At 25.7% G+C, this 17823-nt stretch carries 15 protein-coding genes and 5 pseudogenes; 18 read left to right on the top strand and 2 right to left on the bottom strand.

Features of this window, described 5'->3' with window-relative positions:
• Positions 1-133: 133 nt before the first annotated feature.
• The 5 genes and pseudogenes from J2Z25_RS04125 (at position 134) to J2Z25_RS04110 (ending at position 2930) form a co-directional block, all read left to right on the top strand.
• Positions 134-1194, top strand: a protein-coding gene (locus tag J2Z25_RS04125; RefSeq protein ID WP_209738554.1) for an IS1595 family transposase whose coding sequence is annotated in 2 segments (ribosomal slippage) — positions 134-368 and positions 368-1194 — 1062 coding nt in all. Because the reading frame shifts where the segments join, the coding sequence is not laid out codon by codon here.
• Between the two features lie 98 nt (positions 1195-1292).
• On the top strand, positions 1293-1496 hold the full coding sequence (locus tag J2Z25_RS04120) for a hypothetical protein (protein WP_209738552.1): 204 nt from the start codon (positions 1293-1295) through the stop codon (positions 1494-1496).
• A gap of 206 nt (positions 1497-1702) precedes the next feature.
• A pseudogene (locus J2Z25_RS04115) lies at positions 1703-2061 on the top strand (C-GCAxxG-C-C family (seleno)protein).
• A gap of 114 nt (positions 2062-2175) precedes the next feature.
• Complete coding sequence (locus J2Z25_RS18890; RefSeq protein ID WP_342451337.1) at positions 2176-2445, top strand: EFR1 family ferrodoxin; 270 nt, start codon at positions 2176-2178, stop codon at positions 2443-2445.
• Complete coding sequence (locus J2Z25_RS04110; protein ID WP_342451340.1) at positions 2400-2930, top strand: EFR1 family ferrodoxin; 531 nt, start codon at positions 2400-2402, stop codon at positions 2928-2930. Before J2Z25_RS18890 ends, J2Z25_RS04110 begins: the two co-directional genes overlap by 46 nt.
• A 94-nt stretch (positions 2931-3024) precedes the next feature.
• Here the strand turns inward: J2Z25_RS04110 and guaC are convergent, their stop codons facing one another.
• Positions 3025-4008, bottom strand: coding sequence for a GMP reductase (gene guaC / locus J2Z25_RS04105; RefSeq protein ID WP_209738551.1), 984 nt, complete (start codon positions 4006-4008; stop codon positions 3025-3027).
• A gap of 245 nt (positions 4009-4253) precedes the next feature.
• Here guaC and fliB point away from each other — a divergent pair, with 245 nt between their 5' ends.
• The 4 genes from fliB to J2Z25_RS04085 all read left to right on the top strand — a co-directional run bounded on the left by fliB (position 4254) and on the right by J2Z25_RS04085 (position 8693).
• Complete coding sequence (gene fliB, locus J2Z25_RS04100; RefSeq protein ID WP_209738549.1) at positions 4254-5402, top strand: flagellin lysine-N-methylase; 1149 nt, start codon at positions 4254-4256, stop codon at positions 5400-5402.
• Positions 5403-5489: 87 nt separating this feature from the next.
• Positions 5490-5804: a nucleotide pyrophosphohydrolase gene (locus J2Z25_RS04095; protein WP_209738547.1), complete on the top strand. Its 315-nt coding sequence runs from the start codon at positions 5490-5492 to the stop codon at positions 5802-5804.
• Between the two features lie 543 nt (positions 5805-6347).
• Positions 6348-7520, top strand: coding sequence for a 5-bromo-4-chloroindolyl phosphate hydrolysis family protein (locus J2Z25_RS04090; protein WP_209738545.1), 1173 nt, complete (start codon positions 6348-6350; stop codon positions 7518-7520).
• Between the two features lie 27 nt (positions 7521-7547).
• Entirely contained in the window at positions 7548-8693 is a 1146-nt protein-coding gene (locus J2Z25_RS04085; RefSeq protein ID WP_209738543.1) for a toxic anion resistance protein, read from the top strand.
• A gap of 82 nt (positions 8694-8775) precedes the next feature.
• On the opposite strand, the pseudogene J2Z25_RS04080 reads toward J2Z25_RS04085, so the two are convergent.
• Positions 8776-8952: pseudogene (locus J2Z25_RS04080) on the bottom strand (winged helix-turn-helix transcriptional regulator); the annotation flags it as partial.
• Between the two features lie 566 nt (positions 8953-9518).
• Here J2Z25_RS04080 and J2Z25_RS18885 point away from each other — a divergent pair.
• The 9 genes and pseudogenes from J2Z25_RS18885 to J2Z25_RS04040 form a co-directional block, all read left to right on the top strand.
• Positions 9519-9722, top strand: a pseudogene (locus J2Z25_RS18885) (aldo/keto reductase); the annotation flags it as partial.
• Between the two features lie 15 nt (positions 9723-9737).
• Positions 9738-9917 (top strand): annotated as a pseudogene (locus tag J2Z25_RS18555) (amidohydrolase); the annotation flags it as partial.
• A 448-nt stretch (positions 9918-10365) separates the two neighbouring features.
• Positions 10366-11319 carry a ligand-binding sensor domain-containing protein gene (locus J2Z25_RS04070; RefSeq protein ID WP_209738542.1) on the top strand — a complete coding sequence of 318 codons (954 nt, stop codon included), beginning with the start codon at positions 10366-10368 and terminating at the stop codon, positions 11317-11319.
• Positions 11320-11541, top strand: a pseudogene (locus tag J2Z25_RS18950) (two-component regulator propeller domain-containing protein); the annotation flags it as partial.
• A 39-nt stretch (positions 11542-11580) separates the two neighbouring features.
• Positions 11581-13602, top strand: coding sequence for a sensor histidine kinase (locus tag J2Z25_RS04060; protein WP_209738540.1), 2022 nt, complete (start codon positions 11581-11583; stop codon positions 13600-13602).
• Between the two features lie 266 nt (positions 13603-13868).
• Positions 13869-15356 (top strand): aryl-sulfate sulfotransferase, encoded by a 1488-nt coding sequence (locus tag J2Z25_RS04055; protein ID WP_209738538.1) that lies wholly within the window; start codon positions 13869-13871, stop codon positions 15354-15356.
• Positions 15357-15368: 12 nt separating this feature from the next.
• Complete coding sequence (locus J2Z25_RS04050) at positions 15369-16289, top strand: ABC transporter substrate-binding protein (protein ID WP_097033067.1); 921 nt, start codon at positions 15369-15371, stop codon at positions 16287-16289.
• Positions 16289-17017 carry an ABC transporter ATP-binding protein gene (locus tag J2Z25_RS04045; RefSeq protein ID WP_209738536.1) on the top strand — a complete coding sequence of 243 codons (729 nt, stop codon included), beginning with the start codon at positions 16289-16291 and terminating at the stop codon, positions 17015-17017. Before J2Z25_RS04050 ends, J2Z25_RS04045 begins: the two co-directional genes overlap by 1 nt.
• Entirely contained in the window at positions 17004-17750 is a 747-nt protein-coding gene (locus J2Z25_RS04040; RefSeq protein WP_209738534.1) for an ABC transporter permease, read from the top strand. The genes J2Z25_RS04045 and J2Z25_RS04040 overlap by 14 nt, the downstream gene beginning before the upstream one ends.
• Positions 17751-17823: the final 73 nt, after the last annotated feature.

The raw sequence follows: 17823 nt of genomic DNA, 5'->3' as shown, positions 1-17823 counted from the left end.
CTCAGATTTGTTTATATATCAATTCTGAGGTTTTTAAATTTATCGCTATGTTAAAGATATATGTTGATATTTGATTAAATTTTCAAAAGTAGGTTATAATATAAATACAATGTAAACGATGGAGGATTATACTATGTCTGGAGAGAGTTCTATAATAAAATTTCTTTCAACTTTAACTAAATCTGAACAAGAAAGAGTTTATAACTATCTTGAAAAAGAGTTGATTTTAGGCTCTATGGCAAATGAAATTCAAGATGAAATAAAAGAAAATAGGTTTTCTTCAGGAAGAGTATGCCCCTATTGTAAAAAAGATAAAGTATTAAGAAATGGGAAGTATAACAAGAAGCAAAGATATATCTGTAAAGAGGTCATAAGACTTTTACAGATTTCACATACTCCCCTAGTTATAATAGTAAAAAAGATTTTACAGCATGGTTATCTTACATCAAGTGTATGATTGAAGGTAATTCAATTAGAAAATGTGCAGAAATAGTTGAAATTAGTGTACCTACATCATTTTTGTGGAGGCATAAAGTTCTAGATGCTTTGAGACTATACATAGGTATTGGTTCAGTATCTGGAGTAGTTGAAGCCGATGCAACATTTTTTAGACTTTCTTATAAAGGAAATCATAGCAAAAGCAGTATCTTTATTATGCCCCGTAAGCCATATAAGAGGGGACCTAAAAGTAAGCCTTCAAATCAAGAAGACAAGAAAAAGAGGGGCATTTCTAAAAATCAAGTATCTGTAATGTGCGTTACTGATAGGTTAGGAAATATTATGTCTGAGTTAGTTTGTAATGGCAGAATGCGTTATACAGATGTAGAAAGACTTTTTAAAAATAGAATAGAAGATAAATCAATCCTATGTGTAGATTCTCACAAGAGTTACATCAAATTTAAAAATAACTTTAATGTTGAAATGCAACAAATAGAAACTGGCAAATACAAAAAAGGCATTTACCATATTCAACATATCAATGCTTACCACAGTAGATTAAAGGAATTTATGATTGGATTTCATGGTGTAGCAACTAAATATCTTGCAAATTACATGTACTGGTTCAAATGGATAGAATTATTTAAAACTGAAAAAGATACAATAAGGTGCAAAAGGTTATTTGTTCAATCTCATAGTTCTTATTCTAAAACTAAAATAAAGGATTTTAAAGAGCGAGAAGCAATTTATATTTAAATGATAAATAATGTTTTATTTTTACCATTATTTGTGTATAATTAAATAACAAAGTACTATTCAATTGTATTAAATTGTTCGTATTTAGGAAGGGTAATATGAGAAAATGTTTAAGATGTGATGAGGTTATGATTGAAGATTATGGACTTAGGACGGAAAATCTTACTGCTGTAGCATCAGTAGTTTTAAGTAAAGGCGATGGTTTTTTTTTAGCAAAAAACATGGGCAAAATTAAGGCTACTGTATGCCCAAAGTGTGGAGAAATCTCAATATTTTTTGACGAATTATATAAAATAAAGTAGTGAATAACTTTAAAGTATTACGAACTAAAAGGACCAAAAAATTTTGGTCCTTTTTAAATATATTATTTTTCAACATTATTATTAAACATAGCGAAATTTATATATAATAAGTTATATAGATAATAAAGTCAGCAGTAAAAGAAGAGTATGCCATTAAATAAGTGATATAATATTAAAATAATAATTATAGAAGGTGAGATACATAAATGAAGAAAGTATTAGAGTTTAGAGAGCAAGGATATAATTGTGCAGAATCTATAGTAAAACATTTAATGAAGAACATAATTTAAATATCCCAGTTCAAGTTGCAACTCCATTTGGAACAGGTATGGCAGTTGGAGGTACTTGTGGCGCTATAGCAGGGGATCTTATTTTTCTTGGAGCTATAAAGGGAAGAGAGGAAGCAACCGATACTAATGAGTCAAGAAAATATACAAAAGATATTGTTAATAAAGTAAAAGAAAAATATGGAACACTTGAATGTATTGAATTAAAGAAAAAAGGAATATCTTGTGGTGAAATAATAGAATATACATATGAAGTATTAAATGAAAGTATAAAATAAAGTTAATAGAGCTAGTAACTATTTATAATGGAGTTCTTAGATTATTATTTTAATATAGATATAAAGGTGAAATTAGAAAATATATTTAATATAAATTTAAAAGGAGAATAAAAAATGAGAATTTATTATTTTACAGCCACAGGAAATTCAATATATGTAGCTAAAAAATTTAAAGATAATATAGAGGATTGTGAGCTAATTTCTATCCCAAAGGATTTGAAAAATAAGGATTTTAACGTAGAAGATAGTGTAATAGGTTTTGTTTATCCAATTCATTGTGGTTCATTACCTATAGTGGTAGAAGACTTTATATCTAAATTAAATATAAAGGATAAAACATATATTTTTGCAGTAGGGTTACTGGAGGAGGAGAGGCTAAAATAAGCTTTTCTCATATAAATGAACTTTTAGGGGAGAATGGCAATCTTAGCAATTATATTTGTGTAAAATATATTTCTAATTATACACGAGCAGGAAAAAATCCAACAAAGGAAAGAGCTCTTAAAGCAATAAAATTAAATGAAAATATATTAGATGATTTTATTGAAGGTATTAAAGGTAAAGAAGTAAAAACAGTTGATTACAAAGCAAGTAAGAGAATATTATATAATGGGTGGAAAAATTTATTTAAAAATAAAGATAAAGGATTTAATGTTAACGATAAATGTATAGGATGTAAAATGTGTAAATCAATTTGTTCAGTAGATAATATTGAAATGGTAAACAATAAGCCAATATGGCTTGGAAAATGTACTGATTGTATGGCTTGCATAAATATATGTCCTAAAGAAGCAATAAATATTGGTAATAAAACTTTAAAGAAGAATAGATATAGAAATCCATTTATTGATGTTAAAGAGTTAGTATAATAGAGATATAAATATCATTGATAATATTAGAAAAGAACAAAATAAATCTACTACTAATATAAAGATTAGCAGTAGATTTGTTTTTTGCGTGATTCTAATATATTCTATCGCCATTAAAAATTGAATTTTTAACAACTACGTAATCAACAGTTCTTATTGCGTCCAGTTTCTTGCCTCCTGCATAAGAAATAGATGATTGAAGGTCTTGCTGCATTTCTACTAATGTATCTTTTAATGAACCTTTATATTCAACATACATCTTCTTTCCTTCAACATTTTTTCTTTCGCCTTTTTGGAATTCTGAAGCAGAACCAAAGTATTCTTTATAAAGCTTACCATCTCTTTCAACAGTTTCTCCAGGAGATTCCTCATGTCCAGCAAATAGTGAACCTATCATAACCATAGATGCACCAAATCTAATTGACTTAGCTATATCCCCATGAGTACGAATACCTCCATCTGCAATAATTGGCTTAGTTGCAGCTTTTGCACACCAACGAAGTGCAGCTAATTGCCAGCCACCAGTACCAAAGCCTGTTTTAATTTTAGTAATACATACTTTTCCAGGACCAATCCCTACTTTTGTAGCATCTGCACCGGCATTTTCTAATTCTCTTACTGCTTCTGGGGTTCCTACATTTCCTGCGATAACAAAACTTTTAGGTAAATGCTTTTTTATATGCTGAATCATATTAATAACTGCATTAGAATGTCCATGAGCAATATCAATTGTTATATATTCAGGTGAAAGGTTTTCTCCTTCTAATTGTTCGATAAATGCATATTCTTCATCCTTAACTCCAACACTTATAGAAGAAAATAAATTTTTTGCTTTCATATCTTTAATAAATTGTATTCTGCTCTCTGGATTGAAACGGTGCATTATATAAAAATATCCGTTTTCTGCCAGATAAACTGCGACTTTTTCATCTATAATAGTTTGCATATTTGCTGGAACTACAGGTAATTTAAAAGTTCTTCCTCCAAGAGTTATAGATGTATCACATTCAGAACGACTGTTTACTATGCATTTTGCTGGTATTAGTTGTATATCTTCATAATCAAAAACGTTATCCATTTTTACCTCACTATATCCGAATAATTTTTGCAAATATATATTTATAATTCGTTTATAGGATATATTATACATATATTTCAGAGAAATGTCAAAATTAATTAAAGTCTTTTTTATACTTATTTTATTATGACTATCAAAATATTATTTGTTTTAACTGTGTAACCTTTAATAAAAAACAATACAAAGCAAAGGAAGTTTATTATAATAAGTATATTAAAATTAAATTTGAATATGGAGTTTAATATATGAACAAAATAGAAAATATCTTAAAGATAAAAGGATATGATAAATTTAAGTGTACAGCAGATAAATGTAAGTTCACTTGTTGTAAAGGGTGGGATATAAATGTAGATACTAAAACTTATAATAAGTGGAGGGAAAAAGATGATCTTAATTATCTTTTAGATAATGTAAGGTTTATAAAAAGTAATGGGGAAAATACATATTTAATAAAAAAAGAGACAAAGGGGAAGTGTCCTTTATTAAGTGAAGAAGGGCTATGTAATATAGTTATAAACCATGGTGATGAAAATTTATCTTTAACTTGTAAGAACTTCCCTAGAATAGAAAATAAATTTGAGGATGTAAAAGAACTTACTTTATCATGTTCATGTCCTGAAGTAGTTAATATAATTAGTGATATGAAAGAAAAAAATTATATAGAATTTAATGATTCTCTTTCTTATATTGAAGATTTGGGGTGCTTAAAAATAAGAGAGAGTTTAGTTAATATGCTTCAAAAAGATGAAATAAGTATAGAAGATAAGCTTATCTTTTCTTATAGCATTCTTTTTAATATGCTGAATAGTGATGATTTAACTTATGAAGAGTTAATAGATTTTTTAGATAAGTATAAATCTAAAAACTATATAAAAGAAGAATTAAATAAATACAAATACTATGAAAATAAAGATACTATAGAATATTTAAAAGAAATAAATACATTATTCATAGATATAATAGAAAACTATAGAAATGTTTCTATTTTTAAAGAACCTATAAATGATATTTATAAATATACTAAAGAAATTAGTATAGAAAAGCTTTTTAATGATTGGAAAGATTTTAAGGGTTTATTTAAAGAATATGATAAGTTAGTTGAAAACTGTATTGTATCAAAAGTTTTTAGTAGCTGTGTTAGTGATGATTTAGAAGAAATGATTATTTCTTTCGAAATGATTATATTAGAATATTTATTTATAAGACATGCTGTATTTTTAAGATATTGTGTTAATATAAATAAAGATATTAATATGCAGTATGTAAAAGATTATATTGTAATTTTTTCGAGGATTATAGGTAACAATTCTGATGCAGTAATAGAATTTTTGATGGATATTTTTGGAAGGGAAATATTAGAATTTGATTATATATGTTCTTTGGTTTTAGTCTAATAGAAATAATTAAAAAGTTATCAAAAAAAGCTTAATTTTGAATAGGTAAAAAGTAGTAAACAAAGGGTAAGTAGGGAGATGATATAAATGGAAGAAATAAAAAATAGAATAAAAAAATTTAGAGATGATAGGGAATGGTCACAATTTCATACGCCGGATAATTTAGCAAAGGCAATAAGTATTGAGTCTGCTGAATTATTAGAACATTTCCTTTGGGATGATAATTATAATAAAGAAGAAGTATGCGAAGAACTAGCAGATGTTATGATTTACTGCTTACAGATGGCAGATTATTTAGGAGTTAATATAGAAGAAATAATGGATAAGAAAATGGATAAAAATGAAAAGAAGTATCCAGTGGAAAAAGCTAAGGGAACAAGTAAAAAATATACAGAATTTTAAAGAATAAGCTAGTAACTAGTTTTGAATGTTATTAGCTTAATTTTATTTGGAGTAATATAAATAAGTTTTTCAAATAGTTTAAGGATTAATTAAAATTTACAATAGTATATATAGAAAGTAAGTATTTAAAAGAGGAAATTATTTTGAAAGTCATTTCTATTGTAAATTTGTATTGTATATTATCTAACTATAAAGCATTTAGAATACAGTTATTAATTTGAGAAAAATATAATTAAAATATTTTGTAATTAAGAAGCTAATTAGCCCTGTTTACAATCAAGAAAGAGAACTATTATCTAAATATGATGATAGTTTTTTTATTTATAGAGGTATTTACTTATTAAGAGTATAATCATATCTTTTACTTCGCATAGTAAGTGTATATTTGTTAAGAAAAATTGTAGAGTATAGTTGTTATAAATTGTAATTGACCTAATAATAAGATATAATTAATTTGAAATATTATAATAAAGATATATTATAATATACATTTAAATATATAATTTATATTGAATATAAGAAAAATGATCTGGAGGAAGAACCATGGGTAGAAAAGATTTTTCTGATTTAGAAGATCAAATTGTATCGACAGTAAAAAGTGCACTTGATGCTATAGATTTTGTTAATTTGAAAAAGGATATTAGTAATAAAACAGAGGATACTTTAAATGAATTTAAATCAAAGCTAAAGGAATATAATGTAAAAGTAGAAAATAAATATGAATTTTTAAATAAAAAGTCTAAAAATGACATATCGGAATATATTAGCAAAAGGCCAGCGGGAAGTGTATCGGGAATACTTTATTCAATATTTGGCTTGATTGGAAGCGTAGTTTTTGGAGTTTTGGTATTTATATTTCTAATATTCATGTTATTTTTTAACGGAATTATACCAGGTACTTTTGCTACTTTTGGTGTTTTGCTTGGATTTTTAGTATTAAGCTTAGGTTTATTTTTTAGAGGAATAAATTTAAGAAACAGATTAAAGCGTTTTAAAAAGTATGTAAGATTTATTGAAGATAATAGTTATTGTTTAATTAAAGATTTAGCGAGATTTGCTAAAGAAAAAGAAGAGTTTGTTCTTAAAGATTTAAATAAAATGATTGATTTAGGTATGTTTATAGAAGGACATGTTGATGAAGAAAAAACTTATTTTATATTAAATGATGATGTTTATAGTGACTACCTAAATTTAAAAAAGCAACAAATTGCTAAAGAAAGTAATAAAGAAAAATTAAATAAAAAAGAAGAAGCAAATGAAGGTTTAAGTGATTCAGAAAGAGAAGAAATAAAATCTATAATTGAAATGGGAAGAAATTATATTGAACAAATAAAGAAAGTAAGGAATGAACTTTATAAAGAAGAAATAGCTATAAAGTTAGATAAATTACAAAATATTGCAAATCAAATACTTGATTATATTGAGAAAAATCCTAAGAAGCTTCAAGAAGTTAATAAATTTATAAATCACTATCTTCCTATTACAATAAAACTTATTAATTCATACAAAGATTTAAGCAATCAATTAGTTCAAGGAGAAAATATAAAAAATGCTAAAATTGAAATTGAAAAAAGTATTGATATTATAAATAATGCTTTTGAAAATTTGTTAGATGATTTATTTGAAGATATTGTTTTAGATATTTCCACAGATATTTCTGTTCTTAAAACTTTATTTAAACAAGAAGGATTAACAGAAGAAGATTTTAAAAAATAAGTTTAAAGTAAAAGGGAGGAAATTTAAATGAGTGATGAATTTAAAGAACCTATTAATATAAAACCAGAATTAAGCTTTGAACCATTTCAAGAGGAAGTTCTTGATGTAAAAGTACAGGAAGAAAAACCAGAAGAAGAAAAAGTTGATGAAATCCAATTAACAGAAGAAGAAAAAAGGATGGTAGATCAATTTGTAGAGAAGATAGAAATAAAAAATTCAAATTCTATTTTGCAATATGGAGTAGGTGCTCAAAAGAAAATATCTGATTTTTCAGAAACAGCATTAAACAATGTAAAAACTAAAGATTTAGGAGAAGTTGGGGATATGCTTTCTAATGTAGTTCTTGAGTTAAAGAGCTTCGAAGAGTCAGAAGAGAAAAAAGGGATTTTTGGTTTTTTAAAAAAAGGAAAAGATAAGATTAATCAAATGAAAGTAAAATATGATAAGGTAGAGGATAACATTAATAAAATGTGTAATATCCTCGAAAAACATCAAATACAGCTTTTAAAAGACATTGCTATGCTAGATAAGATGTATGAAATAAATAAAGTGTATTTCAAAGAACTTTCTATGTATATCTTAGCTGGAAAAAAGAAGCTTCAAATATTAGAAAAAGATGAGCTTCCTATATTACAAGAAAAAGCAAAAAGAAGTGGACTTCCTCAGGATGCTCAAGAAGTAAATGATTTTATTGCACTTTGCAATCGCTTTGAAAAGAAAATTCATGATTTAGAATTAACTAAAATGATTTCTCTGCAAATGGCACCTCAAATTCGTTTGATTCAAAATAATGATTCGTTAATGTCTGAAAAAATACAATCAACAATTGTAAATACTATTCCTCTTTGGAAAAGTCAAATAGTTTTAGCTCTTGGAGTTGCTCATTCTACTAATGCAGCAAAAGTTCAAAGAGAAGTAACAGATATGACAAATGAACTTTTACGTAAAAACGCTGAAATATTAAAAACTTCAACTATAGAAACTGCTAAAGAAGCTGAAAGAGGAATTGTTGATATTGATACACTTAGAACTACTAATGAGTCATTAATTTCAACTCTTGACGAAATACTTAATATACAAACAGAGGGACGTCAAAAGCGTAGAGAAGCTGAATTAGAATTAAGAAATATTGAAGACCAATTAAAAAATAAGCTTTTAGATTTTAAATATTAATATTTAATTTTAATAAAAAATAGAATTTTATAAGAATTTAATAAAAGAAAAACGTCTATGTACAATATGATTACATAGGCGTTTTTAAATTTTGATTTAAAATTTTTTTGCTTATGCCTTCAACCATTCTTTGAAGTTCTAAAAATCTTTTAAGTTTATTATATAAATTACATAGTATAAGAGCCTTCCATTTACCACGTATAAAAACCATCTCAAGATCTAATAAATAAACATATTTTTTATTATTGAAAGAAATCATTAAATTACTTACTTTCAAATATTTTTAAATAAAACATTATACTAAAATTATTAATATAAATAAAAGAATATTGATTATAGTAATAATTTATTTTCCTATGTAACTAAGATATTATAATAAATCTTACCCTTAGGTAAGGTATCTAACTTAAAAGTGCGTACTTGTTAAATAATATAGGTGTTTATATAATTAGTACATGGTTGAGCAAAAAACAAAAAAATAGGGAGATGTAATATTAAGGTAGTTGCTTTTAATGGGAGGCCTAGAAAGAATAGTTTAATAGAGATTTTAGCAAAAGTGATAGAGAAAGAATAATGAAAAATACGCCATTGCTTAAGATAAATACATTAATAAAAAAGATTCAAGAAGAAAATAATATGATAGATAATATGAATAGTACAATTACTTTAAATAATGGTATTTAAATGCCAAGATTAGGACTGGGAGTTTTCAGAGTAAGAAGATAGTGAAGAGTTAATAAATGCATTAGAGTAGCAATAAAGAATGGATATAGAAGTATTGATGGTGGAGCTATATATGGAAATGAAGAAGCTATGTGAGAAGGAATAAAACAAGGGATAAAAGAAACAGGAATTTCAAGAGAAGATTTATTTATAACTTCTAAAGTTTTGAAAACTGATTTAGGATATGAATCAAATGTAGAAGCTTATGAAGCAATCTTAAAAAGATTAGGTGTTGATTATTTAGATTTATATCTTATCCATTGGTTGGTAGAAGAAAAATATAAAGAAGCTTGGAAAGCATTAGAATATTTATATAAAGATTCTTATTCATATGAAGTTCCAAGTGTCTATCTTATGTTAGGTGCAGGTACAAAGCAAGAAAATACTTTATATGGTGAACCAATGCATAATAAAAATATAGTAATTAATGAAGATACATTAATTACAGAAGCAGCTATGCATACATACTGTGCTATTATGTGGTTAAAAAATAATAAGTAAATAATATAAATAATAATATATAAGAGGTTAAGGTAATGAGTACAAAATATAGAAATAGTAAGAAGAAAATGCATTTTTAGGACTAAAAAAAGACAATAATGGAGACTATGTTTATATTGATTCAAATGATACTACATCAGAGTTTGTACCAGTAAGAAATAAAAATAAAAAAAGTAATAAAGAGAGTTAGTAAATAAAATAATATTCGTATTATAAGCTAAATAAAAACTATTCATGTCATTAGAGTATTTATAAGATATTGAAACATTAACTTTATCTAAATGCTATTGATTATAAATTATGTACTATAATATTAATATTTTTATTAAATTGTTTATGAAAATACGATATTTATATGAAATTTATGTTAAAATAATTGACTAATGAGGAAAAAAATGCTAAAAATAAGTATAATAATTATTTAAATTTTGTTAAAGTTGGAGCGAAAATGGATAAAATTAAAAGAAATATCATCTTACTTATATTAGAATTAATGTTTTTATGTATCAATGTAGATATAGCTTATGCTGATATGATAGAATTTTATAAAAGTTCAATTGCTCAAATAGATAAAGTGAATTTTTATAATTTAACGACGAAGGATGGATTATCAAATAATATTATAACTGATATCTATCAAGATTCATTGGGATATATTTGGATAGGAACTGAGGATGGATTAAATCAATATAACGGAAATATAGTAACAGAATATAACTATGAAAGTAATGATGGAAGTAGTCTTACCTCAACTTGTATTACTAGTATAAATGAAGATGGTTATGGGAATATCTGGGTAGGAACTGATGCAGGGTTAAATATTATAAATAGAACTGACTATAAAGTGACAAGGATAGAAGAAAATGAAGATCCTAATGCTATGTTATCTGATGATTCAATAACTTCAATATATAGAGACAGTAATGATACTATGTGGATAGGAACAACAAATGGACTTAATAGATATGATGAGGAAAATAATAAATTTATAAAATATTATTCAGATGGAACTAATAGAAGTATAACAAATAATTATATAACAGATATAGATGAAGATGAAGATGGATACTTATGGATATCTACTATAGATAGATTATATATTATAGATTTAGACAATTATAATATATATAATAAGGAAAATGAGAATAATAATGATATATATATATATGAAATGGATAAAGATAATGAAGGAAATATTTGGACTGCAAGTAAAAATGGAATAATAAAAATCTCATCTAAAAATTATGAATTAGGTAATTACAACATAGATGTTGGAGAAAATTTAAATAAAGATATAACTAAAGTATTATGCGACAGCAAAGGAAACGTATGGTTTGCTAGTTCAAGTGGTCTAATAAAATATATACCAAGTAATAATACAACTAAATTATATCAGTCATAGATTAGCACATCTAATCATTTATTAAGTAATTCAATAAGATGTTTATATGAAGATAGAAATGGAACTTTATGGATTGGAACAAATAATGGTATTAGTATATTAAATCTTAGACAACAATTTAGTAATAAAATAAACAATATATTAAGAAAAAATGAAATACATGTAAGTAGTATAACATCATTTTTACAAGATAGCGAAGATGATTTATGGATAGGCACGGAACAAAATGGGGTAATTTATTTTAATATAGATGAAAATAAGATGATAAGATTTAGCTATAATGAAAATGATGAAAATTCATTAAGTAGTAATTCAATAAAATATATTACTCAAGGAAAACCAGGAGTAATAATAATATCTACAGATAAAGGAATGAATAAAATTGATAAAGAAACAGGGAAGATAATTAAATATCGTGTAGAAAAGGAAACACGTAATCCTTTTAATCAAGGTTTAAAAATGATAAATGATGGTCAAGATGCATGGATTGCAACCGAGGGGGGACTTTATAGAAGTTCAAATAACACTTATGAATATGAAAATTATAAAGAGAATTTTATTGAAAATGGAATTGAAAATTATAAAGTTTTTGATATTTATCAAGATGATAACGATGAAAATATTCTTTGGCTAGCAGGAGGAAGTGGTGGAGGTTTAATAAAGTTCCATAAAACTAAAGGTGTTATTAAAAATTATTTATCATCATCAGAAAATAATTCATTAAGTTATGAATCTATAAATTGTATTCAGGGTGATGGAAAAGGAAATCTTTGGATAGGAACCGAGTCGGGGTTAAATAAATTTAATATTAAAGAAGAAGCTTTCATTAAATATTATGAGAAAGATGGCTTAGGAAGCGATTATATAAATAGTATAATAATAGATAATAATGAAGATATATGGTTAGGGACAAGCAGGGGGTTAAGCAAGTTTATTTTAAGTGAAAATAGATTTATAAATTTCACAGAAGTAGATGGAATATATGGGGATCAATTTAATAAAAGAGCTTCATATAAGACAAAAGAAGGACATTTATTATTTGGAACAACTAAAGGTGTAGTTTCATTCAATCCAAATGCTATAGAAAAGGTAATTTCTAAAGAGGATAAAGTAATTTTAGATAAAGTATTCATAAATAGTGATTTATATACAATAAAAGGAGAAAATGTAGAGCTTAAGTATAATGAAAATAATATATCTATTGAGTACTTCATTCCGGACTATACAAGGATGGAGGGGATAACCTATTTTTATAAAATGGATGGAGTAAATAGTGAATGGATTAGTGGTAATAGGGACGGTTATGCCAATTATACAATGTTAAAACCAGGTAATTATACATTTAGAGTTAAAGCATCTAATAGTGATGGAAGTTTAACTGAAGAATCGTCTATAAGATTTGTTATAAAAGAACCATTCTGGAAATCTAATTTAGCATATTGCACGTATATATCTATTGCTGTAATACTAATTCTATTTTTTATTCAGCGTGTAAAAATTCTAAAATCTTTAGTAGACAAACAAACAAAGGAAATAAATTCTCAGATGGAGGAAAATAAAAAGCTTTATGAGAGAAATATTAGAAATGAAAAGTTTAAGAATGATTATTTTATCAATTTATCTCATGAGTTAAGGACACCTATAAATATAATTTTATCAATAGTTCAATTAATAAATTCTTTAGAAGCAAGCGGTAGCATGAATAAAGAAAAGGCTTTAAAATATATAGATGTAATAAAGAAAAACTCTAATAATTTATTAAATATAATAAATGATATTATAGATAGTTCAAAAATAGAATCAGGTGCTTATAAGATAAATAAGCAAGAAAATATTGATATAGTATATTTAGTTGAAGAAACTGCATTAAATATGAGTAATTATATTAATAATAAGGGAATTGATTTAATTATTGATCCTGAAATCGAAGAAATGCCGATATGTTGTGATCCTAAAGAAATAGAGCGATGTGTTATAAATCTTATTGGAAATGCAGTTAAGTTTACAGAAAGTGGCGGGAAAATCAAGGTTTTAATTAAAGAAAATGATAATAATGTAAGTATCTCTATAGTAGATACAGGACTTGGAATATCTAAAGATGACCAAGAGTTTATATTTAAGAGGTTTGAACAAGGAAAAGGTTTTAATTCCACTCAGGTAAGCAGTAGCGGAATAGGATTAACATTAGTGAAATATATTGTGGAGTTACATGATGGACAAGTAGTTTTAGAAAGTGAATTAAATAAAGGAAGCACTTTTACAATAATATTACCAATAAGTTAGAGAATATTAGTTAAAGTAAAACTTCATTATAAAATAGGTATCTTTAAAGGGGTTAAGACAACTTTGGTCTTAACCCCTTTATGTAGATTATATCTGAAACTTTATGGACTGTTTATGAAATATATTTTAGTAAAAACCGAGAATGAGTAAATTAAAATACTAGAAAAGTAATTGTAATAAAAGTGTATAATATTTAGTTATTTTTTAGAAAATATAATCATGTTATAATATTAGGCGCTAATAATTAGAGTATAGTAGGTGAACATATGGAAGAGTTATTAAAAAAACAAAAGGATATAGAGCACAATATAGAGAGTAAGTATTTAGAAGGTAACTATACAGAAGAAAATCCTTTTATAGTATTGAATCCATTTGAAACTTGTCCATTATCAGCTTTAATGAAATTTAAAACTAAAGAAGAGTGTTCAGTAACTGTGTTTATTGAGGATGATATTGAAAAAGAGTTTAAAGAATTAAAAAAGGATCATGAAATACCTATATTAGGTTTAATGGAGGATAGGGAAAATTGTATAAGAGTTATATGCAATTATAAAGATAATAATAAAAAGGAAGTTATTCATTATATAAAAATCTCAAAATTATCTATAGAATATCCTAGTATAGAGTTAATTAAATGTGATGAAATTGATATGTATGATGGAATGATAGCAATGTCTTTAGGAAGATCAGAAGCTGTAAAAACTATAGAGCACTTATATTCTATCATAGATAATAAAGCAAGATTAAGATGGCTATACACAGGGGTATCCTGTCATGTGTTTATGAAACTTAAAAATGGAAACTTAATAGTAGATGCACCAATATCAAGCGGTATTTGTGGTGCTTATACTTCAGCTGGATTTATAGAAATTGATATGCTTGGAAGAATAAAAAATTTCTTTCCTATAAGGTTTGGTTTACATCATGATGTTATAGAATTAACAAATGGAAACTTTTTAGCTATTACTCAAAGAGAAAATACTAAACAAGATTTATTAGTCGAGATAGATAGAAAAACTAAAGAAGTAATTAATGAATGGGATTTTAGAAAAATACTAGATTTTAATAGAGAAACAGTAATTGATAAGATATCGGTAAATCATCCATTGGATTGGTTACATTTAAATTCATTAGTATATGATGAAAAAAGTAATTGCATAATTGCATCATCTCGAAATCAAAGTACTGTAGTAAAGTTTAACAAGGATACATCTGAAATAAAGTGGATATTAGCTCCTCATTATGGATGGGATAATAAGCTTAAGAAGTATTTACTTAATCCAATAGGTGATAATTTCGAGTTTAGCTATGCTCAACATACTCCTTCATTAACTTATAATAGAAATCTTGTTATATTCGATAATGGAAACTTTAGAAGCTATAAATTAGAGGATGCTGTTTTAGCACACAATAATTATAGTCGTGCAGTTGAATATGAAATAGATGAAGAAAAAATGACAGTTAAGCAAGTATGGCAATATGGTAAGGAAAGAGGTAATGAACTTTACTGTGCATATTTAGGGGCAGTGAGAGTTCTTGAAAATAATAATAGATTAATATGCTTTGGTGGTATAACTAAAGATATATTTGGTAATCCAATTGATGATATGAAGAGTAATAGAATGAAAAATCAAATAACTATAATAGAAATAGCAAATGATAAAGTAGTTTTTGAAATAAAAATTAAAGATACAGATATAACTAAGCCAATAGGCTATAAATGTTATAGAGCAGAAAAAATAAATTTATACTAAAGGAGAAACATTATGAAGAATATTAAGAAAAGCTTATTATTAGTAGTGATGTCACTAGTTATGACAATTTCATTAATAGGATGTACTTCTAATAAAGTAAAAGTAGAAGAAAATAATACAATTAGATTAGGAGTAATGTCTGCATCTGACTCAGCACCAATTTTATTAGCACAAGAAAAGGGATACTTTGAAGCAGAAGGTGTAAATCTAGAATTAGAAATATTTACAAATGGAGCTACAAAGCAAAGCTCAATTCAAGCAGGTGAGCTTGATGCGGCAATGCTTAGTATGATTCAATTTTTAAATAATGTTAAGGGTGGATTACAAGCTAAGATAACTACAACTACTGATGGAATGTTCCCAATTGTATTATCAAAGGATTTTAAAGAGAAAAAAGATGTTAAAGTTGGATTAATGGAAGTTAGTGTAATAAACTTTTTAGCAGATCAATATTTAACTGATTATAATGTAGAAAAAGTATTTATTAATGAAATGCCTTTAAGAATGCAAGCTTTAATGGAAAATAAGATAGATATGGCAGTTTTACCAGAACCTTTAGCTTCAAATGCGGAGCTTAAGGGATTAGAAAAGAGAGTATATGGAGATCCAGATGATTACACTCCAAATGCAATTATATTTACAGATGAATTTATAAAGAATAATCCTAATACTGTTAAGGGATTTCATAATGCTTATAACAAAGCTATTGAAGATATAGTAAATAATCCAAATGAAGCAAAGGATATTTTAATTTCAAAATTAGAGTTAAACCCACAAATAAAAGATTTAATTGTATTACCAACATATCATAAAACAAGAGTACCAGATGAAGCTTACATAAAAGAAATTGAAGATTGGACTGAAAAATTACAAGGAAGTGAATTAAACTTAGATTACAATGATATAGTAACAAAGGATTATGTATCTAAGTAATGTTAGAAATAAATAATTTATATGTTAGTTATGAGAAAAGAGATATTTTAAAAAACATCTCTTTTTCTTTAGCTAAAGGTGAAACACTTTCAATAATAGGTCCATCAGGATGTGGGAAAAGTACGCTTTTATTATCTATTGCAGATTTAAAGAATAATAAATCAGGAAATATTTTAAATAAATTTAATGATACTAGTCTCATATTACAAAGTAATGGTCTTTTTCCTTGGAAGACAATTAAAGAAAATATACAATTAGGTCTTTTAATAAGAAATGCATCTAAAGAGGATATAGAAAAATATACAAAAAAGATAGTTAAAGAATTAAATATAGAACATATTTTAGATAAATATCCTTCTGAAGTTAGTGGTGGAGAAAAACAAAGGGCAGCAGTTGCAAGAGCATTAGTTTTAAATTCAGAATTATTATTAATGGATGAACCATCATCAGCACTAGATTCAATTAATAAAGAAAATTTTCAAAATTTATTATGTAAAATACAAAAGGAATATAACATGTCATATATTATAGTTACTCATAATATAGAAGAGGCTGTAATACTAGGTAAAAAAATAGCTATTATGATAGATGGAGAAATAAAAGAAATTATTAATAATCCATACTATGGGCAAGGAGAAGCAAGGAAAAGTTATAATTTCTTTGATAAGTGTAATGAAATAAGAACTATTTTAGAAAGGCTTGGAGATGGGACTTATGACAAGATTTAAAAAGGCATATAAATATATCTATGCTGTATCAGTAGTATTAGTATTTTGGTATTTACTCCACATAATATTAAATTCATTTGTTGTTCCTAATCCAATTGATGTATTAAAAAAGTTATATCAAGTAGGATTTAAAGTTATGTCTACTCATCTTGTAACAAGCTTATTTAGATTATTTGTAGCTGTGATAATAACTATAACTTTAGGATATTTAATAGGATTATTAATTGGAATAAATAATAAAATAGACAACTTGGTTAGTCCAATAGTATATTTATTTTTCCCAGTGCCTAGAATAGCGTTTTTACCAGTGTTTATGATTCTTTTTGGACTTGGTAATACTTCAAAAATAGTACTTATAATAGCTATTGCTATTTTTCAAATAATAATATCAGTTAGAGATGGTGCTAAAGAAATTTCAAAAGAGTTAATATTATCAGCAAAGTCTTTAAAATTATCAAAAGCTCAAATGATAAAGCACATATATATTCCAGCAACTTTGCCAAGATTATTTACATCTCTTAGAATAGCATTAGGTTCAAGTATAGCAGCGTTATTTTTTGCTGAAAACTATGCTACTAAGTATGGAATTGGATATTATATTATGAATTCTTGGATTAAGGTAGACTATGAAGGTATGTATGCTGGAATTATCCTAATAAGCCTTTTAGGGATAACCATGTTTAAGATAATAGATATTTTACAAAATAGAATTTGTAAATGGGAATCGAAATAAAAAAGTTACTTATAAATTTTTATGTTTCAAATAAAATACAAAGGAGGATATCTCAAAATAATTTTAAAATAGT

This window comes from Clostridium tertium (assembly GCF_017873245.1).
GTDB lineage: Bacteria > Bacillota > Clostridia > Clostridiales > Clostridiaceae > Clostridium > Clostridium tertium.
Note: the sequence above shows the minus strand (reverse complement) of the source record. Positions and strands in the feature narration are given on the sequence as shown.